Origin of the sequence: Pseudomonas sp. GD03875 (assembly GCF_029840585.1) — a bacterium.
GTDB lineage: Bacteria > Pseudomonadota > Gammaproteobacteria > Pseudomonadales > Pseudomonadaceae > Aquipseudomonas > Aquipseudomonas paralcaligenes.
Genome location: NZ_JAOCCV010000002.1, coordinates 209,311 through 234,251, shown reverse-complemented (window position 1 = coordinate 234,251; position 24,941 = coordinate 209,311). Strand labels below are relative to the sequence as shown.

At 65.1% G+C, this 24,941-nt stretch carries 20 protein-coding genes; 1 reads left to right on the top strand and 19 read right to left on the bottom strand.

The annotated features are described in order from the left end of the window. From N5D30_RS02565 to tig, 12 genes are all read right to left on the bottom strand, one after another. Positions 1–1,896 carry an N-acetylneuraminate synthase family protein gene (locus tag N5D30_RS02565; RefSeq protein WP_279907527.1) on the bottom strand — a complete coding sequence of 632 codons (1,896 nt, stop codon included), beginning with the start codon at positions 1,894–1,896 and terminating at the stop codon, positions 1–3. Then, positions 1,893–3,257, bottom strand: coding sequence for a CBS domain-containing protein (locus N5D30_RS02560; protein ID WP_279907525.1), 1,365 nt, complete (start codon positions 3,255–3,257; stop codon positions 1,893–1,895). Before N5D30_RS02560 ends, N5D30_RS02565 begins: the two co-directional genes overlap by 4 nt. After that, positions 3,254–3,946: a sugar phosphate nucleotidyltransferase gene (locus tag N5D30_RS02555; protein WP_279907524.1), complete on the bottom strand. Its 693-nt coding sequence runs from the start codon at positions 3,944–3,946 to the stop codon at positions 3,254–3,256. The genes N5D30_RS02560 and N5D30_RS02555 overlap by 4 nt, the downstream gene beginning before the upstream one ends. After that, positions 3,946–5,268: a lipopolysaccharide biosynthesis protein RfbH gene (gene rfbH / locus N5D30_RS02550; RefSeq protein WP_279907523.1), complete on the bottom strand. Its 1,323-nt coding sequence runs from the start codon at positions 5,266–5,268 to the stop codon at positions 3,946–3,948. The genes N5D30_RS02555 and rfbH overlap by 1 nt, the downstream gene beginning before the upstream one ends. Beyond that, positions 5,265–6,329, bottom strand: a complete 1,065-nt coding sequence (gene rfbG / locus N5D30_RS02545; protein WP_279907522.1) for a CDP-glucose 4,6-dehydratase — start codon at positions 6,327–6,329, stop codon at positions 5,265–5,267. The genes rfbH and rfbG overlap by 4 nt, the downstream gene beginning before the upstream one ends. Then, positions 6,320–7,090: a glucose-1-phosphate cytidylyltransferase gene (gene rfbF, locus N5D30_RS02540; RefSeq protein ID WP_279902270.1), complete on the bottom strand. Its 771-nt coding sequence runs from the start codon at positions 7,088–7,090 to the stop codon at positions 6,320–6,322. The genes rfbG and rfbF overlap by 10 nt, the downstream gene beginning before the upstream one ends. Positions 7,091–7,416: 326 nt before the next feature. Beyond that, on the bottom strand, positions 7,417–9,267 hold the full coding sequence (locus tag N5D30_RS02535) for a SurA N-terminal domain-containing protein (RefSeq protein ID WP_279907520.1): 1,851 nt from the start codon (positions 9,265–9,267) through the stop codon (positions 7,417–7,419). Positions 9,268–9,440: 173 nt separating this feature from the next. Next, entirely contained in the window at positions 9,441–9,713 is a 273-nt protein-coding gene (gene hupB / locus N5D30_RS02530; RefSeq protein ID WP_003087931.1) for a nucleoid-associated protein HU-beta, read from the bottom strand. A gap of 134 nt (positions 9,714–9,847) precedes the next feature. Beyond that, entirely contained in the window at positions 9,848–12,244 is a 2,397-nt protein-coding gene (gene lon, locus N5D30_RS02525) for an endopeptidase La (RefSeq protein WP_279907519.1), read from the bottom strand. Positions 12,245–12,391: 147 nt separating this feature from the next. Next, entirely contained in the window at positions 12,392–13,672 is a 1,281-nt protein-coding gene (clpX, locus tag N5D30_RS02520; RefSeq protein WP_220813433.1) for an ATP-dependent Clp protease ATP-binding subunit ClpX, read from the bottom strand. A 108-nt stretch (positions 13,673–13,780) separates the two neighbouring features. Beyond that, positions 13,781–14,422, bottom strand: a complete 642-nt coding sequence (gene clpP, locus N5D30_RS02515) for an ATP-dependent Clp endopeptidase proteolytic subunit ClpP (protein WP_220813434.1) — start codon at positions 14,420–14,422, stop codon at positions 13,781–13,783. Between the two features lie 92 nt (positions 14,423–14,514). Continuing rightward, positions 14,515–15,825 (bottom strand): trigger factor, encoded by a 1,311-nt coding sequence (gene tig / locus N5D30_RS02510; protein WP_279902273.1) that lies wholly within the window; start codon positions 15,823–15,825, stop codon positions 14,515–14,517. Between the two features lie 188 nt (positions 15,826–16,013). On the opposite strand from tig, the gene N5D30_RS02505 reads away from it, so the two are divergent. Beyond that, positions 16,014–16,394 carry a DUF3597 domain-containing protein gene (locus N5D30_RS02505; RefSeq protein WP_220813436.1) on the top strand — a complete coding sequence of 127 codons (381 nt, stop codon included), beginning with the start codon at positions 16,014–16,016 and terminating at the stop codon, positions 16,392–16,394. A 102-nt stretch (positions 16,395–16,496) separates the two neighbouring features. Here N5D30_RS02505 and N5D30_RS02500 read toward each other — a convergent pair whose 3' ends face one another. The 7 genes from N5D30_RS02500 to flgF are packed head-to-tail and all read right to left on the bottom strand — an operon-like array spanning position 16,497 to position 24,893. Beyond that, positions 16,497–18,176 (bottom strand): flagellar hook-associated protein 3, encoded by a 1,680-nt coding sequence (locus N5D30_RS02500; RefSeq protein ID WP_279907518.1) that lies wholly within the window; start codon positions 18,174–18,176, stop codon positions 16,497–16,499. A gap of 31 nt (positions 18,177–18,207) precedes the next feature. Beyond that, on the bottom strand, positions 18,208–20,259 hold the full coding sequence (flgK, locus tag N5D30_RS02495) for a flagellar hook-associated protein FlgK (RefSeq protein WP_220813437.1): 2,052 nt from the start codon (positions 20,257–20,259) through the stop codon (positions 18,208–18,210). 10 nt (positions 20,260–20,269) lie between these two features. Continuing rightward, on the bottom strand, positions 20,270–21,421 hold the full coding sequence (gene flgJ / locus N5D30_RS02490; protein ID WP_279902274.1) for a flagellar assembly peptidoglycan hydrolase FlgJ: 1,152 nt from the start codon (positions 21,419–21,421) through the stop codon (positions 20,270–20,272). A gap of 11 nt (positions 21,422–21,432) precedes the next feature. Next, a complete protein-coding gene (locus N5D30_RS02485) occupies positions 21,433–22,533 on the bottom strand; it encodes a flagellar basal body P-ring protein FlgI (RefSeq protein ID WP_279902275.1) in 1,101 nt (366 codons plus the stop codon). A 14-nt stretch (positions 22,534–22,547) separates the two neighbouring features. Continuing rightward, on the bottom strand, positions 22,548–23,261 hold the full coding sequence (gene flgH, locus N5D30_RS02480; RefSeq protein WP_220813440.1) for a flagellar basal body L-ring protein FlgH: 714 nt from the start codon (positions 23,259–23,261) through the stop codon (positions 22,548–22,550). Positions 23,262–23,317: 56 nt separating this feature from the next. Beyond that, entirely contained in the window at positions 23,318–24,103 is a 786-nt protein-coding gene (flgG, locus tag N5D30_RS02475) for a flagellar basal-body rod protein FlgG (RefSeq protein WP_220813441.1), read from the bottom strand. Positions 24,104–24,149: 46 nt separating this feature from the next. After that, a complete protein-coding gene (gene flgF / locus N5D30_RS02470) occupies positions 24,150–24,893 on the bottom strand; it encodes a flagellar basal-body rod protein FlgF (protein WP_279907517.1) in 744 nt (247 codons plus the stop codon). Positions 24,894–24,941 lie beyond the last annotated feature (48 nt).

The following is a 24,941-nucleotide window of genomic DNA, read 5'->3' as shown; positions in this document are numbered from 1 at the left end:
TCATAGTGATTGCAAGTAGGTCAAAGCCGACCAGAAACCGGCTCCATGATCCTTGTGCCCCTGCCAGACTTCCGGAATGAAGCTGACATGGGGGTGCTTCCTGATACGCGCCCAGGTGGCGGGCCAGTCGATATCGCCGGTGCCCATCAGCACGCCTTCGCCATTGGTGCCCTTGGCATCGGCCACGTGCAGGTGTGCCGAATGGGGCAGCAGCAACTCCAGCGCGGCCTGGAAATCGAGCCCGAAGTGGAAGCAGGTCATCTGCAGGTGGGACAGGTCGAGGCACAGGCGCAGGCCATGCTCCCGGGCCTGGGCCGCCAGCTCCTCGGGCATCATGAAGATGTTCTGGTGGCGCTGGCCGCCGAAGTGCCAGGGGAACGGCGCCATGTTCTGCGGGATCAGCTCGGTGCCGGCGAAGTCGATACGCGCGCAGGCCTCGTGGAAACGCTCGTACAGCTCCGGACGCATCGCCAGCGGTCGCGGCTCGTCGGCGGAGAAGCCACCGATGTTGGCGACGATCAGCCGGGCATCGGCTTTAGGGAAGAACTCGCTGATCTGCAACGTGGCCTCGACCACGCGCTGCAGGTTGTCGATGGAGCGCTGGCGGTAGGCCGGGTCGTCCGAGGCCAGGTCCAGCAACTCGCTGTTCTCGAACAGCTCGGGGGCGTGCACGACCAGACGCGAGCAGTCCACCTCGGCCAGGAACGGCTGCGGCTTGAGGCTGAGGTCGCGGTACGACAGGTGGAACTCGTACAGGTCGGGCTCGATCCGCCGGCGGTAGTCGAGGAAGTCGTGATAGCGCACCGGCACGCCCCAGCGGATCGGCAGTTCGAAGGAAAGCGCGGCCTCCGGCTGCTGCTCGTCGAGATCGCTGTCGAAGAGAAAGTCGCCCTGGGCGATATCGCGGCTCGCGGGCTTGCCCAGCAGTTCGGGCAACCGATAAGGCGGCAGCCCCTGGCCGGGGCTGGCCACGCGCAGCATGCTCTCGTCGAGGACGGTGCCCTGGGCGATGTCGCGCGACGCGATGACGCTCTTGCCGAGATTCTCCCGGTTGAGCAGCTCGCCCTGGCTGGCGTGACGCCCGGGGCCCTGCCAGGGCAGCGCCAGTTCCAGTTGCCGGATGCCCTCTACCAGCTGGCGGAACTCTTGCGGCTCCAGGCTGGCCAGGTGGTCCGGCCCCTCCATGCCGCGATCCAGGGTGATATGCCGCTCCACCAGCTTGGCCCCCAACGCCACGGCCCCCAGGGTGATCGCGATGCCGCGCTCGTGGCCCGAGTATCCGATCAGGCCGTGCAGTTCCTGCAGGCGGCGCAGGTAGCCGAGCTGGATGTCGGCCTCCGGCGCCGGGTAGGCACTGTTGCAATGCAACAGGGCGAACGGCACCCCGAGCGCGTTCAGCTGCTCGATGGCACGCACGATCTCGTGCTCGAAGGACATGCCGGTGGACAGGATCAGCGGCTTGCCGAGGCTGGCCGCCTTGGCGATCAGGTACGGGTTGCAGAGATCGGCCGAGGCGATCTTCAGCGCCGCGACATCGAAGCTCGCCAGGGCATCGACGCTGGGTTCGTCCCACGGCGTGCACAGGTAGCTGATGCCCTTCTCCGCGCAGTAGTCGCGCAGCTGGCGGTGTTCGTCGAGGCTCAGCTCCACCTTGTCCAGCAGGTCCTGGATGTATTCGACCCCCAGGTCCTCGGCGCGCGAACCATCGGCCTTGCGCCGGTACAGCGCCTCGCGGTTGCGCAGCTGGAACTTCACGCAGTCCGCGCCGGCGTCCAGCGCCGCATCCACCAGCTGCCGGGCCAGCGCCAGCGAGCCGTTGTGATTGTTGCCCACCTCGGCGATGACGAAGACACGTTCGCCACCCACCGGAATGCCGTCTAGAAGCATGGAAGTCATTGGATTTTCATTCGCCATGAAGTGACACCGCAGGACTCGAAACGGAAGTTCTGGGTATGGCAGCCCAGCGTGCGCACCGTCTGCACCACCCGCTGCCGATGCTGCGGCTGCACGTAGAAAAGGAAGAAGCCACCGCCGCCGGCGCCCAGCAGTTTGCCGCCGAGGGAACCGGCCGCCAGGGCCGCATCGTAGATGTCGTCGAGACGACCGTGGCTGATCGCCGAGGAGAAGCGCTTCTTCAGCTGCCACGCCTCATCCAGGCACTTGCCGAAGTCGCGCAGCTCGCCACGGATCAGGTAGCGGTGCATGCGCCGGCACAGGGTCACGCTGGCACTGAGCAGTTCGGTCTGCGACGACTCAGCCTCGATCTCCTCGCGCTGCAACTCATGCAGACGCCCCGAATCGTGGGAAATCCCCGTGTCGCAGAGCACCAGGCAGGATTCCAGCTCGTTGCGGATCGCATCCTCCAGGCGGATCGGATGGACCAGGTTGCGCTGGTTCTCGAACTCGATGAGGTTGAAGCCACCGAATGCCGAGGCGTACTGATCCTGCCAGCCGCCAGCGATGCCGAAACACAGGCGCTCCGCCTGGAAAGCCAGCTCAGCGATCTCGTAGGTGCTCCAGCGGTCCTGGCGCAGCTCGTTGAACGCCGCGATGGTGGCGGTCGTGGCTGCCGAGGAACCACCCAGCCCGGAGCCCACCGGGAAATCCGAGCGCAGGTACAGATCGAAGCCGTACTTGGGCTTGATCACCGCCACGATGGTCGCCAGCAGACTCTTGTCGGCGGCAACCAGCAGCTCTGCGATGGAGGCGTAGTGCTCCTCGCTCCCCAGGTCCTCGGAGAAGATGCGGATTTGCTCATCGTCGCGCGGCACCAGGGTGGCGTGGGCGTACAGCCCCACGGTGCAACTGAGTACCGCCGCCGGGTGATCGATGAAGAAATAGGTCAGGTCCGCGCCGCCGCCGCAGAAGCTCATGCGCACCGGCGCGCGGGCCCGGGCCAGCACCGGCACTTCCGCGCTGGCGGCCATCAGCCGGGTGTACACCTCGACCAGGCGGCCCTGCTCGTCCACGCCGGGAATGGCGTTGTAGCCGAGGTCGAAGACCTTCAGCAGCTCCTCGCGCGTCGCGTCGGCCTGCACCGCGCGGAACTGGCGGTTCATGCAGGCGGTGACCGGCAGGTCGGTGTGCCCGCCCTGCAACAGATGGCGGCGCACGTCGCCGTTGGTCACCACACCGAGCAGGCGGCGATCCTCGGCGACGACGAAGGCGATCTGCAGGTCGCCCGCCTCGATGCACTTGACCGCATCGAGGATGCTCTGGCCTTCGCCGATGCTGAGGGTCTGCACGAGTAGGCTCATGAGGAAGCATCCGGGTGGAATTCGTTGGCGTAGCGTTCGAGCGACTCCGGCGTACCGATGTCGATGAAGCGCCCGTCGTACTCGATGACCCTGACCGGCTGCCGTTCGAGCAGGGCCGGCAGCAGATCGTGCTCCATCGAGCAGGCGCGTACGGGCACGGCGGCAAACGCCTCATGGGTGAAAGCGTAGACACCCGCGTTGATCAGGCCCTCGCCACCCTGCCCCTTTTCCCGCAGGGCGACCAGCAGACCCGCGGCATCCAGCGCCAGGCTGCCGTAGCGGCTGCGGTCGGCGACCCGCACGGCCAGCAGCGCGTTGCCTTCGCCCTGGGCAGCCAGCCGGTAGCCTTCCGGGTCGAGGAAGGTGTCGGCGTTGAGCGCCAGGTAGCGGCCATGCGGCGGCCGCTCGCGCAGGGCGTTGAGCAGGGCGCCGCCGGTGCCCAGCGGCTCGCGCTCGACCACCATTTCCAGCCTCAGTCCGGAACCGGCGGCCAATGCGTCGAGCTGTTCGGCCAGCTGGTCGGCACGATAGTGGGCGCACAGCACCGCCTCGTCGATGCCGGCCTGCCCCAGCTGGCGCAGCACCCGCGCCAGGAAGGGCTCGCCATGCACGGGCACCAACGCCTTCTGCGCGTCCGTCACGCTGCGCAGGCGCGTGCCGAAGCCGCCGCAGAGCACGTAGGCGCGCATCAGCGCAGCCTCCGCAGGTAGCTTTCCAGGCTGCGCGCGGCATGCTCCAGGTGATCCTCGCCCAGGCCGGGCCAGAGGCCGATCCAGAAGGTGTCCCGCATCACCTTGTCGGTCACCGTCAGCTCGCCGGAAACCCGGTATTCGAGGCCGTGCAGGTAGGGCTGGCGGGTCAGGTTGCCGGCGAACAGCAGGCGGGTGCCGACCTTCTGTTCCTCCAGGTGGCGCAGCAGGCCGAGCCGCTCGACGCCGCAGCCATCGCGCAGGGTCAGCGGGAAGCCGAACCAGGACGGCTCGCTGCCCGGCGTGGCGTGCGGCAGGATCAGCTGATCGGCGCAGCCGGCCAGGCGCTCGCTGAGCCAGGCGAAGTTGCGCCGGCGCGCGGCGATGAAGTCGTCGAGCCGGTCCATCTGCGCCAGGGCGCAGGCGGCCTGCATGTCGGTGATCTTCAGGTTGTAGCCCAAGTGCGAGTAGGTGTACTTGTGGTCGTAGCCCGCCGGCAGCTCGCCCAACTGCCAGCCGAAGCGCTTGCCGCAGGTGTTGTCCTCGCCGGGCGCGCAGTAGCAGTCGCGGCCCCAGTCGCGGAAGGACTCGACGATGCGCTTGAGCAGCGGCGAACCGGTGAACACCGCGCCGCCCTCGCCCATGGTGATGTGGTGCGCCGGGTAGAAGCTCAGGGTGCCGAGGTCGCCGAAGCCGCCGACCAGGCGTCCTTCGTAGGTCGAGCCGAGGGCGTCGCAGCAATCCTCGATCAGCCACAGGCCGTAGCGGTCGCACAATTCGCGGACCACCTTGAGGTTGAACGGGTTGCCCAGGGTGTGGGCGAGCATGATGGCCTTGGTGCGCGGGCCGATGGCCGCCTCGATCAGGGCCGGGTCGATGTTGTAGGTACCCAGTTCGATGTCGACGAACACTGGTACCGCGCCGAACTGCAGGATCGGGTTGACCGTGGTCGGGAAGCCGGCGGCCACGCCGATCACTTCGTCGTCCTTGCGGATCGCCCGCTCGCCCAGGCGCGGCGAGGTCAGCGCCGAGAAGGCCAGCAGGTTGGCCGAGGAGCCGGAGTTGGCGGTGAGCACGCCACGCCGGCCGAGATAGCGCGCCAGGCGCTTCTCGAACGCCTGGTTGAAGCGCCCGGTGGTCAGCCAGCCGTCCAGCACGGCCTCGGTCATGGCCTGCAGTTCAGGGGCGCCGATCACCTTGCCGGAAGGCGGCACTACAGCCTGGCCGGGAACGAAAGGGGCTGGCGCCAGCTGCAGTTCCGCATAGCGGCCCACCAGTTCGGCTATCTGCTGGCGCAACTGCTGCGCCGTCTGTTCGCTCATGGGGTTTCGCCCTGATAGGCCGCGATCTGTGCGCGGCTGAATGTCTGCATGTCTTCGCCAGCCTGCCAGGCCCGATGCCAATCGAGGGTCCGTGCGAGAGCCTGCTCCAGCGACCAGCGCGGTCGCCAGCCCAATTGTACGCGGGCCTTGGTGGAGTCCAGCGAGAGCAGGCCGGCCTCGTGGGGCTGCGCCGTGGCCTCGATGCTCCAGCGCGCCTCGCCGGGCCAGTGCCGGGCCAGCCGTTCGACCAGTTCGCCGACGCTGACCAAGCCCTCGGCATCGGGGCCGAAGTTCCAGGCCGAGGCCACGGAGTCGCCCTGCTCCACCAGCGCCTGTGCCAGGCGCAGGTAGCCGCCGAGCGGTTCCAGCACATGCTGCCAGGGGCGTACCGCCTGGGGATAACGCAGGACCAGCGACTGCTCCGCCTGCCAGGCGCGCAGGATATCGGGCAGCAAGCGGTCTGCCGACCAGTCGCCCCCACCGAGCACGTTGCCCGCCCGGGCCGTGGCCAGGGCGATGCCGGCCTCGCGCAGGAAGGATTCGCGCCAGGAGGCGCAGAGCAGCTCGCTACAGGCCTTGCTGCTGCTATAGGGATCGTGTCCGCCAAGCACATCCTGCTCGCGGTACGGCCACAGCCATTCGCGGTTCTCGTAGCACTTGTCGCTGGTCACCACCACCACGGCGCGCACCGAATCGCAACGACGCACCGCTTCGAGCAGGTTGAGCGTGCCCATGACGTTGGTCGCGTAGGTGTCCGCCGGCGTCCGGTAGGATTCGCGTACCAGCGCCTGGGCGGCCAGGTGCAGGACGATCTCGGGGCGGAACTGCGCGACCGCCCGGGACAGCGTCTCGGCATCGCGAACATCGGCCAGGGTGCCGGGCACCACATCCGTCAGCCGCGCTTCCTGCCACAACGATGGCGTGGTCGCGGCGGGCAGCGCATAGCCATGGACCCGCGCCCCCAGCTCGCGCAGCCACAAGGCCAGCCAGCCCCCCTTGAAGCCGGTGTGCCCGGTGAGAAGGACCCGGCGCCCCGCCCAGAACGCCGGATTCAGCGCCATAGCTGCCATTCCGCCTCGCCGCTTTTCCAGCGTTCCTCGAGCAGAACCCGATCACGCAGGGTATCCATCGGCTGCCAGAAGCCACGGTGCAGATGGCTCATCAGCTGGCCTTCCCCGGCCAGTTGGCGCATCGGCTCGTACTCCCAGGTCGTGTCGTCCCCGTCGATATAGTCGAATACGCCAGGCTCGAGCACGAAGAATCCGCCATTGATCCAGCCGCCATCGCCCAAGGGCTTTTCCTGGAAACCGTGCACCTGCTGCCCCTGCACGTCCAACGCCCCGTATCGCCCTGGAGGCTGGACAGCGGTCACCGTGGCCAGTTTGCCGTGGCTGCGGTGGAAATCGATCAACTGCGGGATGTCGATGTTGGAAACGCCGTCGCCGTAGGTCAGGCAGAAAGTCTCGTCGCCGATGTAGTCGCGCACGCGCTTCAGGCGTCCGCCGGTGGCGGTGCTCTCGCCGGTATCGACCAGGGTCACGCGCCACGGCTCGGCGTGGCGGTTGTGGATGTGCATGCGGTTTTCCGCCATGTCGAAGGTCACGTCGGACATGTGCAGGAAGTAGTTGGCGAAGTACTCCTTGATCACGTAGCCCTTGTAGCCCAGGCAGATCACGAAATCGTTGATACCGAAGTGGGAGTAGATCTTCATGATGTGCCAGATGATCGGCTTGCCGCCTATCTCGATCATCGGCTTGGGCCGCAGGTGGGACTCCTCGCTGATGCGAGTGCCCAACCCACCGGCCAGAATGACTGTTTTCATGATTGTTATGCCTGGTCGTTCATGAAGGCTGACAATTTATTGACCTTTTTCCAAGTAGAGCAAAAGCCATGCCGCACTACTCGGAATAAGAACATAGCGAACTTATCCAAAGATGGCATAGCAGGCATGAATCAGCACTCCTCTCGCACTCCCTGTTTGACTGGTGCTGGAGGATTTTCATGCCGGGAAAAAGGCTATAGGTCGTAGAAGCAAAAAAGCCGACGAGAGACTCGTCGGCTTTTTCGTCCTGAGCGCGCCTTGCAGGCGAATCAGAAACGGGTCGAAACGAGCCACGGCTCGCTCCGTCCCTAAGAAAGGATATCGACTCAGAAGCGCTCGATATCCGCCTTCTCCTGCAGTTGCTGGCGGTAGGCGGCGAAGTCCTGCTGGCCACCACGCGAGGACAGGAAGCGGCTGTAGCTGGCCTTTTCCTCTTCGCTCAGCTCGCTCTTGGTCTGGCCGATGCCGTCCAGACGCACCACCACGTAGTCGCCGTTGCCGAGGCTGACGCCCGAGTAGATCGGCTTGCCGTCTTCGCCGGGCTTGGCCATGCGGAACAGCGCCTGTAGCACTTCGGGCTCGACGCCTTCCTGGTTGCGGGTGGCGGCCTGAACCACCTTCCAGTCCTTGACGGCAGCCTTGTCCAGCTCGGCCACCATGGCCTCGCCCTCGGTCTTGGCGGCCTCACCGGCTTTCTTGCGCGCCAGGTTTTCATGAATGCCGGCGGAAACCTCTTCCAGCGGCATGAGCGCGGATTTCTTGTGCTCTTTCAGGCGCAGGACCAGGGTGGTGTCCGGGTCCAGTTCGATGGCACCGCTGTTGGCGCCATCTTCCAGCACTTCTGGGCTGAAAGCCGCCTGCACGACCTGACGGTTGGCTGCGATACCTTCGCCACCCTCGCGGCCGAACGCGCCGCTGGTCTGTACCTGCAGGCCGAGTTCCTGGGCAGGCTGGGAAAGATCGGAGGCTTCGAAGCTCGCCTCTTCCAGCTTCTTGGCGGCATCGACGAAGCGCTGCTCCACCTGCTGGGTCTTGATGTCACGCTCCAGCTTCTCCTTCAGGCTGGCGAAGCTCGGAATCTCGGGAGCCTGCACGTCCAGCAGCTTGATCAGGTGCCAGCCGAACACACTGCGCACGGGCGCCGATACCTCGCCCTTCTTCAGCTCGTAGAGGGATTTCTCGAACTCCGGGTCGTACACGCCCGGTCCCGCGAAGCCCAGATCACCACCATTGCTGGCGGAACCCGGATCCTGGGAAACCTCCTTGGCCACGGCGGCGAAGTCCTCGCCCTTCTTGATGCGCTCAGCCGCCTCTTCGAGCTTGGCCTTGGCCTGCTCTTCGTTCTGCTGGTCGTTCACCTCCACCAGTATGTGCGCGGCATGGCGCTGCTCGGCGAGGTTGACGATCTCCTTCTGATACAGCTCCTGCAGCTCGGCGTCGCTGGCCTGGGCTTCCGCGAAGAAGCGATCCTTCTTCAGCTCGACGTACTCGACCACCACCTTCTCGGTGCTCATGAACTGGTCGGCATGCTCGTCGTAATAGGTCTTCACCTCATCGTCCGTGACCTCGACAGCCTTCGGGTCCGCCGCGATGGTGTGGGTGGCGAAGTCGCGGGTCTGCCGGTCCAGACGCACGAAGTCCTGCAGCTCAGGCTCGGTGACGAAATTGCTGCCGGCCAGGGTTGCCTGCAGCTGGCTCACCATCAGGTCCTCGCGCAGCCTCTCGCGGAACTGGATGCGGGTCATGCCCTGCTGGCGCAGCACCTGGTCGAAGCGGGCCGGCTCGAACTTGCCGTTGATCTGGAAAGCCGGCTCCTTGAGGATCACCTGATCCAGCGCGGCATCGGAGATGCCCATGCCGGCCTCTTGGGTGCCCTGGATGAGAAGCGTGCGTCCGATCAGATTGTCCAGAGCGGACTTGCGCAGCAGATTGTCGTCCAGCAGCGAGATGTCGAAATCCTTGCCGAACTGCTGTGCCAGTTGGCGGCGCTGCATCTCCATGGCCGAGTTGAGGCTGTCCACGGTGATGTCTTGATCGTTGACCGATGCCGCGTTGCGGCTGTTGCTGGTGGACTGGATGATGGCGTCGAAGCCGGTCAGAGCCATGAGCACGACGATCACGCCGATGATGGTCTTGGCGATCCAGCCCTGGGAATTGTCCCTGATGTTCTGCAGCATGCTTCCCCCGAAACGGCTGCACTGAACAAGCAGCCATGCAGCGCGGGTGTGAATCTGGATAAAAGAAAGGCGCATCCGAGGATGCGCCTTCTCATAACTGATCTAGCGGATGGACTCCGCTTCGCATCGGCCCGGGCTCGCCCGAGCCGATGAGGCAAAGGCCTGAGAGACGCTTAGTTTACGGCGTCTTTCAGAGCCTTGCCGGCCTTGAAGCCAGGAATCTTGGCAGCGGCGATCTTGATCGGCTTGCCGGTTTGCGGGTTACGGCCGGTACGAGCAGCGCGCTCTTTGACAGCGAAAGTACCGAAGCCAACCAGCACCACAGAATCACCAGCCTTCAGAGCGCCAGTGACGGATTCGATCACTGCGTCCAGCGCGCGGCCGGCAACAGCTTTCGGGATATCAGCGGATGCGGCGATGGCATCAATCAGTTCCGACTTGTTCACTCTTAAGTCCCCTTATTTCTGTTGAGTTTGTTTCTTAGTTTTGGTGTAAGCAAAGCGGGTGCTGAAGGGCCTGCCGACACATAAGAGCCGCTTTATAACAAGGGCTCGAAAAAAGTGTCAAGGAAGCCTTCGGCCTAATGCGTGCTGATTCGCTCCTTGGAATCAGTCTCGCGAGTGTCATCCTTTGCAACCATCTCGGGAGCCGCATCGGGCAAGGGCTCCGGGGCGTATTGCAGCGCAATTTGCAGGACCTCGTCAATCCATTTAACCGGCTTAATGGTCAGGTCCTGCTTAATATTTTCCGGAATTTCCTTGAGATCGCGAACATTCTCTTCCGGGATGATCACGGTCTTGATTCCACCCCGATGGGCGGCCAGGAGTTTTTCCTTGAGACCACCGATCGCGAGCACCTGCCCCCTCAGGGTGATCTCGCCGGTCATGGCCACGTCGGCCCGCACCGGAATCTGCGTCAGCGCGGACACCAGGGCAGTGCACAAACCGATACCCGCGCTCGGGCCATCCTTCGGCGTGGCGCCTTCGGGCATGTGGATGTGCACATCGCGTTTCTCGTGGAAGTCCGGGGCGATGCCAAGGCTCTTGGCCCGGCTGCGCACGACGGTCAGCGCCGCCGTCATGGATTCGGCCATCACGTCACCCAGCGAACCGGTCTTGATCAGCTGCCCCTTGCCTGGCACCACGGCGGTCTCGATGGTCAGCAGCTCGCCACCGACCTGGGTCCAGGCGAGTCCGGTGACCTGGCCGATCTGGTCCTGCTGCTCGGCCAGGCCGAAGCGATGGCGGCGCACGCCCAAGTAGTGCTCGAGCGAGTCGGCGGAGACCAGCACCTTGATGCGCTTCTCCTTGGCGTGCTCCTTGACCACCTTGCGGCAGACCTTGGAAATCTGCCGCTCCAGGCTGCGCACACCCGCCTCGCGGGTGTAGTAGCGGATGATGTCGCGAATCGCCGCCTCCTCGAACTCGAGCTCACCTTTCTTCAGGCCGTTGGCCTGGACCTGCTTGGGCGTCAGGTACTTGATGGCGATGTTGACCTTCTCGTCCTCGGTGTAGCCCGGCAGGCGGATGACTTCCATGCGGTCAAGCAGCGGCCCGGGGATGTTCATGGAGTTGGCGGTGCAGATGAACATCACGTCCGAGAGGTCGTAGTCGACCTCCAGATAATGGTCGTTGAAGTTGTGGTTCTGCTCCGGGTCCAGCACCTCCAGCAGCGCCGAGGCCGGATCGCCGCGCATGTCGCTGCCCATCTTGTCGATCTCGTCGAGCAGGAACAGCGGGTTGCGCACGCCGACCTTGGTCAGCTTCTGGATCAGGCGGCCGGGCATGGAACCGATGTAGGTACGGCGATGGCCACGGATCTCGGCCTCGTCGCGCACGCCGCCCAGGGCCATGCGCACGAACTTGCGGTTGGTGGCGCGGGCGATGGACTCGGCCAGCGAGGTCTTGCCCACGCCGGGCGGGCCGACCAGGCAGAGCACAGGGCCCTTGAGCTTCTTCACCCGCTTCTGCACGGCGAGGTACTCGAGGATGCGCTCCTTGACCTCCTCCAGACCGAAATGGTCGGCCTCGAGGATGTCCTCGGCACGGGCCAGGTCCAGGCGCACCTTGCTCTCGGCCTTCCACGGCACGTTGGTCAGCCAGTCGATGTAGGAGCGCACGACCGTGGCCTCGGCCGACATCGGCGACATCTGCTTGAGCTTGTTCAGCTCGGCATTGGCCTTGGCATGGGCTTCCTTGGTCAGGCCGGCGTTCTCGATGCGCTTCTTCAGCTCGTCGATCTCGTTGTGGCCTTCGTCGATGTCGCCCAGCTCCTTCTGAATGGCCTTCATCTGCTCATTCAGGTAGTACTCGCGCTGGCTGCGCTCCATCTGCTTCTTGACCCGGCCGCGGATGCGCTTCTCGACCTGCAGCAGGTCGATCTCGGCATCCAGCAGGGCCAGCACGTGCTCGACACGCTCGGCCAGGCCGGTGATCTCGAGGATTTCCTGCTTCTGCTCGATCTTCAGCACCATGTGCGCGGCCATGGTATCCACCAGGCGCGCCGGCTCGTCGATGCTGTTCAGCGAAGACAGGACTTCGGCCGGCACCTTCTTGCCCAGCTGCACGTACTGCTCGAACTGGCTGAGCAGGCTGCGGGTGAAGACTTCCGACTCGCGCTCGGCGACCTCGGTCTCGTCGAGCAGTTGCACCTCGGCGCGGCAATGGCCGTCCACTTCGATGAATTTCTGGATGGCGCCACGCTGCTCGCCCTCGACCAGCACCTTGACCGTGCCGTCGGGCAGCTTGAGCAGCTGCAGTACGGTGGCCACCGTGCCCATGCGGTAGAGCGCCTCCTCGCCCGGGTCGTCGTCCGCCGGGTTGCGCTGTGCCAGCAGGAGGATCTGCTTGTCGCCGGACATCGCGGCCTCCAGAGCCTCGATGGACTTCTCGCGACCGACGAACAGCGGGATGACCATGTGTGGATAGACCACCACATCACGCAGCGGCAGGAGAGGCAATTCGATGGTTGTCTTCATGATTTCAGCTCTACGGCGGCCATTCGGCCGTAAACGGACGGGAGTACCCTTGGACCTAAGATGGGGCCGCCCCCTGGAAAAAACAAGCGAGAACGCCGGAAAAGCAAAGGGCCCCGCAGGGCCCTTTGTTTCAACGACTTGCAGACGTCATACGTCCGGCGCGGCCTTGGCCGGCGGCTCGCTGCTTTCGTAGATCAGCAGCGGCTTCGAACTGCCTTCGATCACGCTTTCGTCGATCACCACCTTGCTGACGTCGCTCTGCGAGGGAATGTCGTACATGGTGTCGAGCAAAACGCCCTCGAGGATCGAACGCAGGCCACGGGCACCGGTCTTGCGCTCCAGCGCCTTGTTGGCCACGGCCTTGAGCGCATCGGCACGGAACTCCAGGTCCACGCCTTCCATCTCGAACAGCTTGCCGTACTGCTTGGTCAGCGCGTTCTTCGGCTCGGTGAGGATCTGCATCAACGCCGCCTCGTCCAACTCGTCGAGGGTGGCGATGACCGGCAGGCGGCCGACGAACTCCGGAATCAGGCCGAACTTGACCAGATCGTCCGGCTCGACCTCACGCAGCGCCTCGCCGACCCGCTTGCCCAGATCCTGGCTGCGAACCTCGGCGTTGAAACCGATGCCACCCTTGGTCGAACGCGCCTGGATGACCTTCTCCAGACCGGCGAAGGCACCACCGCAGATGAACAGGATGTTGCGGGTGTCGACCTGCAGGAACTCCTGTTGCGGATGCTTGCGGCCACCCTGCGGCGGAACCGAGGCGACGGTGCCCTCGATCAGCTTGAGCAGCGCCTGCTGCACGCCCTCGCCCGACACGTCGCGGGTGATGGACGGGTTGTCCGACTTGCGCGAGATCTTGTCGATTTCGTCGATGTAGACGATGCCCATCTGGGCCTTCTCGACGTCGTAGTCGCACTTCTGCAGCAGCTTCTGGATGATGTTCTCGACGTCCTCGCCCACGTAACCGGCCTCGGTCAGGGTGGTGGCGTCGGCGATGGTGAAGGGTACGTTGAGCAGGCGCGCCAGGGTCTCGGCCAGCAGGGTCTTGCCGGAGCCGGTCGGGCCGATGAGCAGGATGTTGCTCTTGCCCAGCTCGACGTCGTCTTTCTTGTCGCGCTGGTTGAGGCGCTTGTAGTGGTTGTAAACGGCGACGGACAGCACCTTCTTGGCACGTTCCTGACCGATCACGTACTGATCCAGGATGCCACTGATTTCCTTGGGCGCGGGCAACTTGTGAGCGCTGCTCTCGGCCTGGGCTTCCTGCACCTCCTCGCGGATGATGTCATTGCACAGGTCGACGCACTCGTCGCAGATAAAGACCGAGGGGCCGGCGATCAGCTTGCGCACTTCGTGCTGGCTTTTGCCGCAGAAAGAGCAGTAGAGCAGCTTGCCGTTGTCCTCGCCGTTGCGGGTGTCAGTCATTCGATCGATCCAATACGGTAGGCATGAAACACAAGATGAAGGCAATTGCGGGCATTTTCAACCCTGCGGGACGGCCGGATATGTCCGGCCGCCACGCCGTGGCGCAGGTCAGACGGCCAGTTGGCGCTTGTTCAGGACCTGGTCGATGAGGCCATACTTGACCGCTTCCTCGCCGCTCATGAAGTTGTCGCGGTCGGTATCGCGGGCGATCACGTCGATGGGCTGCTTGCAGTGGTCGGCCAGGATCTTGTTCAGGCGCTCGCGGATGGTGAGGATCTCGCGGGCATGAATCTCGATGTCCGAGGCCTGACCCTGGAAGCCGCCCAGCGGCTGGTGGATCATCATGCGTGAATGCGGCAGGCAGTAGCGCTTGCCGGCGGCGCCGCCAGCCAGCAGCAGCGCGCCCATGCTGCAGGCCTGGCCGATGCAGATGGTGGACACGTCGGGCTTGATGAACTGCATGGTGTCGTAGATCGACATGCCGGCGGTCACCGAACCGCCCGGCGAGTTGATGTAGAGGTGGATGTCTTTGTCCGGGTTCTCGGCTTCGAGGAACAGCAGCTGGGCCACGACCAGGTTGGCCATGTAGTCCTCGACCTGGCCGACCAGGAAGATCACCCGCTCCTTCAGCAGACGGGAGTAGATGTCGTAGGCGCGTTCGCCGCGAGCGGACTGCTCGATCACCATCGGCACGAGGCCGCCGGCGGCTTGGATGTCAGGCATGGTGTTCATGAAAGAATGATGCGACATGTCTAGCGATCTCTCCCTAATAGTCATGTCTCTAAAGACGCATAAGCCAGCGCGAAGGCTGGCTTATGGTTGTGCTCGAACGAGGCGAGGGATCAGGCAGCTTGCGGGGTTTCCGCCGGCTTGACCGCTTCTTCGTAGGAGACCGCTTTATCGGTCACGCTGGCCTTCTGCAGGACAGTATCTACAACTTGTTCTTCCAGTACAACCGAACGCACTTCGTTCAGCTGCTGGTCGTTCTTGTAGTACCAGGCCACGACCTGCTGCGGCTCCTGATAGGCGGAGGCCATTTCCTCGATCAGCTCGCGAACGCGCGCCTCGTCGGCCTTCAGTTCGCTCTGCTTGACCACTTCGGCGACGATCAGGCCCAGCACGACGCGGCGCTTGGCCTGCTCTTCGAACAACTCGGCCGGCAGTTGGTCCGGCTTGATGTTGCCACCGAACTGCTGGACGGCCTGCACGCGCAGACGGTTGACTTCGTTGCCGATCAGGGCCTTCGGCACTTCCACCGGGTTGGCGGCCAGCAGGCCTTCCATCACCTGGTTCTTGACCTTGGTCTTGATAGCCTGGCGCAGTTCGCGCTCCATGTTCTTGCGTACTTCGGCGCGGAAGCCTTCCAGGCCGCCTTCGGAGATGCCGAACAGGGCGAAGAAGTCGTCGTTCAGCTCCGGCAGTTGCGGGGCGGACACGCTGTTGACGGTGATGGTGAACTCGGCAGTCTTGCCGGCCAGGTCCAGGTTCTGGTAGTCGTCCGGGAAGGTCGGGGTGACCACACGCTCTTCACCCGCCTTGGCGCCGACCAGGCCATCCTCGAAGCCCGGGATCATGCGGCCGGAGCCCAGCACCAGCGAGGTGCCCTTGGCGGTGCCGCCGGCGAAGGCTTCGCCGTCGATCTTGCCGACGAAGTCGATGCTCAGCTGATCACCGTTCTCGGCGGCACGCTCGACGACCTCGAAACGGGTGTTCTGCTTGCGCAGGATTTCCAGCATGTTGTCGAGGTCAGCATCATTCACCTCGGCCTGCAGGCGCTCGACCGCGATGCCGTCGAAACCGGCCAACTGGATTTCCGGGAATACTTCGAAGGTGGCGATGTACTCGAGGTCCTTGCCCTTCTCGAAGGTCTTGGGCTCGACGGACGGAGCGCCGGCCGGGTTCAGCTTCTGCTCGACGATGGCTTCGTAGAAGGTGGCCTGGATCAGGTCGCCCAAGGCTTCCTGACGGGCGGAGTCTTCATAGCGCTGGCGGATGACGTTCATCGGCACCTTGCCAGGACGGAAACCAGGGATCTTGGCACGACGGGCAGTCTGTTGCAGACGCTTGGTCACTTCGGTCTCGATGCGCTCGGCAGGCACGCCGATGGTCATGCGGCGCTCGAGAGCGGAGGTGCTTTCAACAGAAACTTGCATGGATATTCCTCGTTGCACAGACATGGCCGGGCGTTCCGGCCCCAGAATCAAAGGCGAGCATTCTAGTGGCTCGACTTACAGAAGTCACCTGCGCAAATTCGCACAAACGATGACACGCCTGAAACGCCCTGCCAGGCGCCATCATGGTCTATGCTACGGGTCCCGTATCACACACAAGGAACCGTTCCATGAGCCTTTTCGGAAAGATACTCGACGTACTCGGCTTCGGCACCAAGGCGGAAGCCGCCGAGGCGCCTGCTGCGCCCCCTGCCGATTCGGCACCGCAGTCGGCACCGCAAGCAGTGAGTGCGGTGGATGTGACGAGCAAGCTGGAGGACCTAGCCGCCAAGCATCCGGAAAAACTCAACTGGAAGACGTCGATCGTCGACCTGCTCAAGCTGCTCGGCATAGACAGCAGCCTGACCGCGCGCAAGGAACTGGCGACCGAACTGGGCTGCCCCGCGGAGAAGATGGGCGATTCGGCACAGATGAACATCTGGCTGCACAAGACCGTGCTGCAGAAACTGGCCGACAACGGCGGCAACATTCCCCCCGAACTGCTCGACTGAGCCCCGGCACGGGAGAGGCATCGCCCTCTCCCTCCTGCCTCCCCTACCCGCGCAACGCGGGCGCCTGAGCAGCGGAAAAGCCAGGCGAAGCCCGGAAAGACTTCAGCGCAGCTGGTTGAACAGGTTCAGCCCCGCGATCTTCACGTAGCTCTGCTGCGCCGCCTCGAGAATGATGGTCTGGAACGACAGGCGCGACAGCGCTTCGGCGTAGTCCAGCTCGCGCAGGTCGGCCTGCACGGCCTTGTTCACCAGCGTGACGTCCTCATTGTCGACCTCGGTGGTGTCGATCAGGTTGAGCCGCGCGCCGATCTCCGTCTGCACTTCCAGCACGCTGCCCATGCCGTTGTCCAGGTTCTTCAGGGCGATCGCCACTTCGTCGCGGATGGCCAGGTTGCCGGCCGGCGAGGTGGGCGAGGACTCCAGCGCCTGGCGCAGCCGGGAGATGGTGTTGAGGATGCTGCGCTGCTCCTGGAACTGCGGCTGCACCACGAATTCGTCACCGCCCGCGGCGCTGGCCGGGCCGGACATGCTGAACTCGGCGCCATAGACCGTGAAGTTCGACGGATACGGGCCCGCCGCCGTGCCGGTGGCCAGCACGGGGCTGTTCGGCCCCATCGGCTGGGCGTAGACCTCGAAATTGGTGTCGTCGGTGAACTTCAGCACCACGCCCGAGGTGGGGAACTGGCTGTTGAACACCGCCTGGTTGACCACGCTGCCGCCGGAGATCACCGCGGCCGATGCGTTGGTGGAGGAGCGCGTCACCGCGAACTCGGTGGGTGCGGACTGCAGGGTGAAGCTGTGGGTGCCGATCCCCGGAGTGCCCGGCGTGGCGGTATCGGCCAGCAGGTTGTCCAGGTCCATGGCGTTGTCGCCATCCTTCAGCACCACGTCGAGCTGGAAGCGCATGCCGCGGAAGTTGATGGCGTTGCCACCGCTCACCAGCGGGTCGATCTGCCCGCCCCCGGGGATTTCCGAGGTGACGTCGGCGCCCGAGGCATCATAGATGCGGAATTCCTTGCCGCTGACGAACGTCAGCGAATATGGCTCGCCGCTGCGGAAGTCGGCATTGAACGCCCGGTTGTCCTCGACCAGCCCCGGAGACACGAACACCCGCTGGTCGCTGGCAGGCACGGCGGGAATGGTGGTCGCCGGCAAGGGCGGCGTCGGCAAGGCCGGATTGTTGACGCCCCCGGTACCCTGCACCCGGTTGGCGTTGCTCACCTCTTCGAAGAGGCGCTTGCCGTTGTCGTTGATCGCAACGTTGGTGGAACTGGCCACCTGCAGGCTGCGCTGCCCCTCGTCACCGAAATAGGAGTAGGTGCCGTCCGGATTACGGACGAACGGCGCATTCTTGCCGAGAAAGCCGCTGAACAGGTACTCGCCACGGGCGTTGCGGCTGTTCATCAGGTTGAGCAGCTCGGCCTCGCGCTGCTCCAGCTCCTTGGCGATGGACTTGCGGTCATCGGCCGACAGCGTACCGCCGCCGGCGCGCACGGCCAGTTCGCGCACGCGCTGCAGGACGGTGTTGACGGAGTCGAGGGTGGTCTCCTCCTGGGTCAGGCTGTTCTTCGCCGCGGTCAGGTTGTCCTTGTACTGGCCGAGCACGGCCTGCTGCTGCTCCAGCTGCAGCAGGCGCACCGAGGCCACGGGGTCGTCCGCGGGCGTGAGGATGCGGTTGCCGCTGCTGATCTGCTCCTGGGTGCGGATCAGGTTGGCATAGTTGCGACCCAGGCCGGACACGCCGTTGTTGAATGCCTGGATGGAAGAAATGCGCATTACCATGGTCTGGCCTCCCGGCCCTGGCGAAGGCTCGTCAGAACGAGTTGATCAGCGTATCGAACAGACTACGCGCAACTTGAATGATTTGCGCGGATGCCTGGTAGTACTGTTCGAACTGGATGAGCTTGGCGGCCTCTTCGTCCAGGTTCACCGCCGACACCGAGTCGCGGTTGTCGGTCGCCTGCTTGAGGATCGCCCCCGTGGCCTCGCTGTCGACACGCGCCTGGCTGGTAAGCGTTCCCACCCGCTCGACCAGGTCGCCATAGGAATCGGTGAAGCTCGCCCCGGTGGTATCCGGCGCCAGCGGATTGACGCCGATAACGGCCTTGTTCTGCAGGTCGACCAGTTTCAGCGCGTTGCGGTTGTCCGACACTCCGTTGGTGTTGAACGACACCGAGAAATTGTCGCCCGCCTCCGGTCGTCCGCTGATGGTCACTTCGTAGTCGAAGGCGCTCGGCACCGGCGGAGGCCCGGCCGAAGCCGGCACGCTGATGGTGATGGCGTTGTTCTGCCCCGGCACGATGGTGCCGGTATCGATCACGTTGCCGTTGATGTCCACCACATCGTAGCTCTGGGTCGAACCACCGCCGGCGCCCATGACGATGCGCAACGGCGGCGCGTTGCGCAGGCTGGTTTCCAGGTCGGCCTGGGCGGCCGGATCGTAGATGTCGATCTCGGTGAGCAGCGTGGGCTGGGTGATCTTCCCGGTCCCGATATTGGCCGGGCTGGTCTCTGCCTTCAGCGGTGCGGCGAAGGCCAGCTCCTCCGGGTTCTTCATGTCGGCGCGCATGTGGCTGCCGGCATTGCGGGTCGGCATCACCATGAAGCGATCGCCCGCGGCGAAGGTGCCGGTCGCCACACCGAGGGAGAAGCCGTCCACCTCGGGCGCCGGCACCGTGGTAATGTCGAAGGTGCCCGGGGTCGGCGGGAACAGGGTGCCGTCGGACGTCCGCCGCACCACGTATTCGGTGGCGCTGGTGAACTCCACCTCGTAGTCGCTGGTGGTCAGCCGGGTGGTGTCGGTGATGCTGACGTTGAGGTTGGCCAGCGGATCGCTGTTGCCCACTCGCGCCAGGCTGCGCTGGGACAGCAGCAGCGGATCGTTGAGCGGACGGAACAGCTCGTTGCCGAACTGGCCATTGAGGTCCAGCCCCTGCCCCAGCTGGCGGTTGATCTGGTCGGTGATCGACAGCGCCAGGCGACCCACCGAGTTCAGCGACGTATCCAGTACATCCTGGCGGTAGCGGATCAGGCCGCCCATCTCGCCGCCGGTGATCAGCGAGGTGACGTTCTGCCGGGAGTTGCCGCTGATGAACTGGATCTCGCTGCGCAGCGGGTCCGACTGCCCGGGCACCACTTCCAGGCGCGACGCCTTGGCGCCCACCACCAGCGGCTGCCCGGAGCCGATGAAGATGTTGTAGCCGCTGCCCTCCTGCGGCACCACGGTGACGCCGATGAACTCGGAGAGCTTGCGCACCGCCTCGTCGCGGGCGTCCAGCAGGTCATTGGGCTGGTTGCCGTTGGCCTGGGCCACGGCGATGGCGTCGTTGTAGCCGGCGATGGAGGTGGCCAGCTGGTTGACCTGGTCGGTCACCGCCGAGAGCTGCTTGTTGATGAACGCGTTCTGTTCATAGAGCCGGTCGTAGACGGTGTTGAAGCGCTTGGCCAGGCCTTCCGCCTCGGACAGCGCGAGCTGCCGCGCGGGGATGTTGGCCGGGTCTTCCGCAGCGGTCTGCAGGGCCGCGAAGACCTTCTGCAGGCCCGGGGTGATACCGGTGGTGCTGCCCGCCAGCAGGGAGTCGAGCTGGTTGATCTGGCTCAGGTAGGCGGACACGTCGCTGTTCAGCGCCGTGCTGGAGCGCACCTGGGTGGTGAGGAATTCGTTGTAGATGCGCCGCACGTCGACCAGCGTGGTGCCCGAGCCGATGTAGCCGGCGCCGCTGAACTGCGGGACGCGCGTGGCCTGCACCGCGTCCTGCCGGGAGTAGCCCGGGGTGTTGACGTTGGTGATGTTGTGGCCGGTGACCGCCAGCGACGTCTTGTACGCGGCAAGGCCGGACAGGCCGATGTTCAACAGGTCAGCCATGATTTAGCTCTCAGGTCCTTGTGGTCGGGCTGTCGGCGGCGGCCACAGCCTGGTAGGTCTGCATCTGCCGGGCGATCTGCGAGATCTTGCGGGCGTACTGGGGATCGGTGGCGTACCCCGCCTGCTGCAGCTCGCGCACGAAGCTCTCGGGCTTGTCGGTGACGGCCAGGGCTTCCTGGTAACGGCCGTTGCCCTGGAGGAAGCTCACGTAGTCGTTGAAGCTCTGCCGGTACGAGTCGTAGGCGCGGAAGGAAGCCGCCTCCTTGACCGCCTCGCCACCCTTGTATTCGGTGGTCAGCACGCGGGCCGACTCACCCTGCCAGCCGCCGTGGGCCTTGATGCCGAACAGGTTGTGACTGCTGGAGCCGTCGGCCTGGCGGATGATGGACTTGCCCCAGCCGGTTTCCAGCGCGGCCTGGGCGACCAGGTAGCGGGCATCGACACCGATCTTCTGCGCGGCCTCCTCGGCCAGCGGCAGCATGGTCTGGACGAACTCCGCCGCCGAGGCGAAGGCGGACTTGCCCTTGGCCAGCGGCGGCTGGGCCACGCTGCGGCCGCTGACGGCCGCGCTGTCGTTCAGTCCCAGCGGCTTGCCGTCGGCCACCGCGCTGGCCTGGGCCGGCACCCAGTCGCTGCCGGCCAGCGGCTGCGCCTCGGTGGCGGGCACGATGCCGGCCAGCAGGCGGTCGGTGAGCTTGCTCGGCAGGCTCAGGCGGCGCTGGTTGAGCAGCGCCGAGTCGTCGCGCGCAGCGCCGCCCTCGCCCGCCGGCTTGAAGGCGCCGGCGCGGGCTGTGGCGTTGGGCGACTCGACCTGGGCGAAGGGGTTGACCCGCTTGGGACCGCTCTTCATCTGGCTGAGCTGGCGCTCCAGCACCGAGGCCAGGCCGATGCCGCCGTTGTTCTTCGACAGGGTCACGGCCAGCTGCTGGTCGTGCATGTCCTGGTAGGTCTTGCTCTCGTTGCTGTTCATGAAGTTGTCTTCGCCGAACACTTCGTTCGCCTTGCGCATGGACTTCATCATTTCGTTGAGGAACAGCGATTCGAACTCCTGGGCGACCTTCTTGATGTTGCCCTCGGTGTCGCCGCCGACCTTGAACTGGTTGAGCCGGTTCAGGTCGGTGTAGGCGCCGTTGTCGAGTCCGGCTGCGAGTCTGGAATCCATGGTCGTCACCCTCAGATCACGATCAGGTCGGCCTGCAGGGCTCCCGCCTGCTTCAGCGCCTCGAGGATGGCCATCAGGTCGGAAGGCGCGGCCCCCACCTGGTTGACCGCACGCACGATCTCGTCCAGAGAGGTGCCGGGACCGAACTTGAACATCGGCTTGGCTTCCTGCTGGGCATCCACGCGCGAGCGCGGCACCACGGCGGTCTGCCCGCCGGCCAGCGCGTTGGGCTGGCTGACGATGGGGTCTTCGGTGATGGTGACGGTCAGGCTGCCGTGGGTCACCGCCGCCGGCTGCACCTTGACGTCCTGGCCGATCACGATGGTGCCGGTGCGCGAGTTGATGATGACCTTGGCGGCCGCCTTGCCGGCCTCGATCTGCATGTTCTCCAGCATCGCCAGGTAATCCACCCGCTGGTTCGGGTCCAACGGCGCGCTGACGCGGATCGAGCCGCCGTCGAGGGCCTGGGCCACGCCCGGGCCGAGCAGGCCGTTGATCTGGTCGACGATGTTCTTCGCGGTGGTGAAATCCGGACGGTTGAGGTTCAGGGTCAGGCTGTTGCCCTGGTCGAAGCCGCTCGGCACCGGCCGCTCGACGGTGGCGCCGGCGGGAATGCGCCCGGCCGACGGCACGTTGACGGTGATGCGCGACCCGTCGCCGCCGGTGGCGTCGAAGCCGCCGACCACCAGGTTGCCCTGGGCGATGGCGTAGACGTTGCCATCGATACCTTTCATCGGCGTCATCAGCAGGCTGCCGCCGCGCAGGCTCTTCGAGTTGCCGATCGAGGAGATGGTCACGTCCAGGGTCTGCCCCGGCTTGGCGAACGGCGGCAGCTCGGCATGCACCGACACGGCGGCGACGTTCTTCAGCTGCACGTTGCCGCTGCCGGCCGGCACCTTGATGCCGAACTGGGCCAGCATGTTGTTGAAGGTCTGCAGGGTGAACGGCGTCTGGGTGGTCTGGTCACCGGTGCCGTTGAGACCCACCACCAGACCGTAGCCGATCAGCTGGTTGGTGCGCACCCCCTGGATGCTCGCCAGGTCCTTCAGGCGCTCGGCCTGCACGGCGCTCGCGGCGAGCAGCAGGCAGAAAACGGAAATCAGTCTTTTCATGGTCGGCTACCTGCTCAGAACGGGAACAACGGGCTCATGAAGAACCGGTCGAACCACCCCGGCTGACTGGCATCGGCGAAGGCGCCGGTGCCCGAGTAGGTGATGCGGGCGTTGGCCACGCGGGTCGAGGACACGGTGTTGTCGGTGGCGATGTCGTCGGCGCGGATCATGCCGGCAATACGCACCAGCTCGTCGCCGGTGTTCAGGGTCAGCCACTTCTCTCCGCGCACGGCCAGGATGCCGTTGGGCAGCACCTCGGCGACGGTGACGGTGATCGAGCCGGACAGGCTGTTGCTCTGGTTCGCCCCCGAGTCACCCTTGGTGGCGCGGGTGCCGCTGTAGCCGACGTCCAGGCTCAGGTCATCGGCCTTGAGCGGGTTGATGCCGGCGTTGGAGTTGCCGACCGAGACGGCGCCGCCGAACAGCGAGGTCAGGCCGAGGTTGGCGCTGCTGTTCTTCGACATGTCCGAACCCGCCGACTTGCTGGCCTGGGTGCGCTCGCTGAGGGTGATGGTGATGATGTCGCCGACCCGGTAGGCCTTGCGGTCGTCGTACAGGTTGGTTTCGAAGCCGGCCTGGTAGATCGCGCCGTTGCTCTGCGCCGCCGGCAACGGGGTGCGCGGCAGCACCGGCGCGTAATAGGGGTCGTCCGGCTTGGGCGCGGGCGCGACGCAGCCGGTCAGGACCACGCTGCCCAGCAGGGGAAGAAGAATCAGCAGCCGGTTCATAACCACTTACCTCACGGCGTTCATGTTGCGGGTTGCCGGCGCCGGGGCGCCCGATATCAAAGGTTCTGCGTGATGAACGAGAGCATCTGGTCCGAGGTGGAGATCACCTTGGAGTTCATCTCGTAGGCGCGCTGGGTGGTGATCATGTTGACCAGTTCCTCCACCACGCTGACGTTGGAGTTCTCCAGGGTGTTCTGCAACACAGTGCCCAGGCCGGTCAGGCCCGGCGTGCCGACCTGCGGCGCGCCGCTGGAAGCGGTCTCCAGGAACAGGTTGTTGCCGATCGCCTGCAGGCCCGCCGGGTTGACGAAGTCGGAGGTCTGGATGTTGCCGATCACCTGGGCCGCGGGGTTGCCGGCGGTGGTCACCGACACGGTGCCATCCTCACCTACGGTGAAGGTCTGCACCTCGGCCGGCAGGACGATGGCCGGCTCCAGCGGGAAGCCGCTGGAGGTGACGATCTGGCCGTCGGAGTCCAGGTGGAAGCTGCCGTCGCGGGTATAGCCGACGGTGCCGTCCGGCATCAGGATCTGGAAGAATCCGCGGCCGTTAACCGCTAGGTCCAGCGGCTGCTCGGTGGTCTGCAGGCTGCCGGCGGTGAAGATCTTCTGGGTGCCGACGACACGCACACCGGTACCCAGCTGCAGGCCGGTGGGCAGCTCGCTGTCCTGGCTGGACTGGCCGCCGGGCTGGCGGCGGATCTGGTACAGCAGGTCCTCGAACTCGGCGCGGTCGCGCTTGAAGCCGGTGGTCGAGACGTTGGCCAGGTTGTTGGAGATGGTGGTCAGGTTCATGTCCTGGGCGGACAGGCCTGTCTTGGCAACCCAGAGGGCAGGAAGCATGTTCGTTCTCCTCGAGCGCCGGATTCATGGCGCTTCGCGTTGGTGATTAGCTGAGTTGCATGACCCGTGCCATGGCCGACGCGCCGTCTTCGGCGGTGCGCATCATCTTCACGTGCAGTTCGAACTGGCGGGACAGCGAGAGCATCGCGGTCATTTCCTCGACGGCGTTGACGTTGCTCGATTCGAGGAAGCCCGAGGTGAGGCGGACATTGGCCTCGGCTGCCACCGGCTCGGTCGCGCCCTTGACCCGGATCAGACCGTCGGTACCCTTCTCCATGGTCCTCGGGTCCGGGTTGACCAGCTTGATGCGGTCCACCTCCGCCACCACGTTCGGCGCCTCGCCGAGGGCACGGATGCTGATGGTGCCGTCCTGGCCGATCTCGACCTTCTGCTCCGGCGGCACGGCGATCGGCCCGCCATTGCCCAGCACCGGCAAACCGTTGCCGGTGCGCAGCTGGCCCAGGGCATCGATCTGCAGGCTGGCGGTGCGCACGTAGGCTTCGCCGCCGTCGGGTGCCTGCACGGCTATCCAGCCCTGCCCTTCGATGGCCACATCCATGTCGCGGCCGGTCTCCTGCAGCGAACCGGGGGTGAAGTCAGTGGCCGGGCGCTCGCTCATGGCGTAGACCCGCGCCGGGTAGCTCTCGCCGAACACGGGCATGGAACGCGCCTGCTCGTAGTCGCGATGGAAACCGGTGGTGGAGATGTTGGCCAGGTTGTTCGCATGGGCGCGCTGGGCCATGGTGTTCTGGCTGGCACCGGTCATGGAGATGTACAGCATCTTGTCCATGGTTTGCTCCGCAGGACGGCTTTCCGCCGCCGATGACTCTGTTACCTG

Bases quoted from the DNA above. Each gene is read 5' to 3' on its own strand.
- N5D30_RS02565 (WP_279907527.1), bottom strand. From the start codon at position 1,896: ATGACTTCCATGCTTCTAGACGGCATTCCGGTGGGTGGCGAACGTGTC.
- N5D30_RS02560 (WP_279907525.1), bottom strand. From the start codon at position 3,257: ATGAGCCTACTCGTGCAGACCCTCAGCATCGGCGAAGGCCAGAGCATC.
- N5D30_RS02555 (WP_279907524.1), bottom strand. From the start codon at position 3,946: ATGCGCGCCTACGTGCTCTGCGGCGGCTTCGGCACGCGCCTGCGCAGC.
- rfbH (WP_279907523.1), bottom strand. From the start codon at position 5,268: ATGAGCGAACAGACGGCGCAGCAGTTGCGCCAGCAGATAGCCGAACTG.
- rfbG (WP_279907522.1), bottom strand. From the start codon at position 6,329: ATGGCGCTGAATCCGGCGTTCTGGGCGGGGCGCCGGGTCCTTCTCACC.
- rfbF (WP_279902270.1), bottom strand. From the start codon at position 7,090: ATGAAAACAGTCATTCTGGCCGGTGGGTTGGGCACTCGCATCAGCGAG.
- N5D30_RS02535 (WP_279907520.1), bottom strand. From the start codon at position 9,267: ATGCTGCAGAACATCAGGGACAATTCCCAGGGCTGGATCGCCAAGACC.
- lon (WP_279907519.1), bottom strand. From the start codon at position 12,244: ATGAAGACAACCATCGAATTGCCTCTCCTGCCGCTGCGTGATGTGGTG.
- clpX (WP_220813433.1), bottom strand. From the start codon at position 13,672: ATGACTGACACCCGCAACGGCGAGGACAACGGCAAGCTGCTCTACTGC.
- clpP (WP_220813434.1), bottom strand. From the start codon at position 14,422: ATGTCGCATCATTCTTTCATGAACACCATGCCTGACATCCAAGCCGCC.
- tig (WP_279902273.1), bottom strand. From the start codon at position 15,825: ATGCAAGTTTCTGTTGAAAGCACCTCCGCTCTCGAGCGCCGCATGACC.
- N5D30_RS02505 (WP_220813436.1), top strand. From the start codon at position 16,014: ATGAGCCTTTTCGGAAAGATACTCGACGTACTCGGCTTCGGCACCAAG.
- N5D30_RS02500 (WP_279907518.1), bottom strand. From the start codon at position 18,176: ATGGTAATGCGCATTTCTTCCATCCAGGCATTCAACAACGGCGTGTCC.
- flgK (WP_220813437.1), bottom strand. From the start codon at position 20,259: ATGGCTGACCTGTTGAACATCGGCCTGTCCGGCCTTGCCGCGTACAAG.
- flgJ (WP_279902274.1), bottom strand. From the start codon at position 21,421: ATGGATTCCAGACTCGCAGCCGGACTCGACAACGGCGCCTACACCGAC.
- N5D30_RS02485 (WP_279902275.1), bottom strand. From the start codon at position 22,533: ATGAAAAGACTGATTTCCGTTTTCTGCCTGCTGCTCGCCGCGAGCGCC.
- flgH (WP_220813440.1), bottom strand. From the start codon at position 23,261: ATGAACCGGCTGCTGATTCTTCTTCCCCTGCTGGGCAGCGTGGTCCTG.
- flgG (WP_220813441.1), bottom strand. From the start codon at position 24,103: ATGCTTCCTGCCCTCTGGGTTGCCAAGACAGGCCTGTCCGCCCAGGAC.
- flgF (WP_279907517.1), bottom strand. From the start codon at position 24,893: ATGGACAAGATGCTGTACATCTCCATGACCGGTGCCAGCCAGAACACC.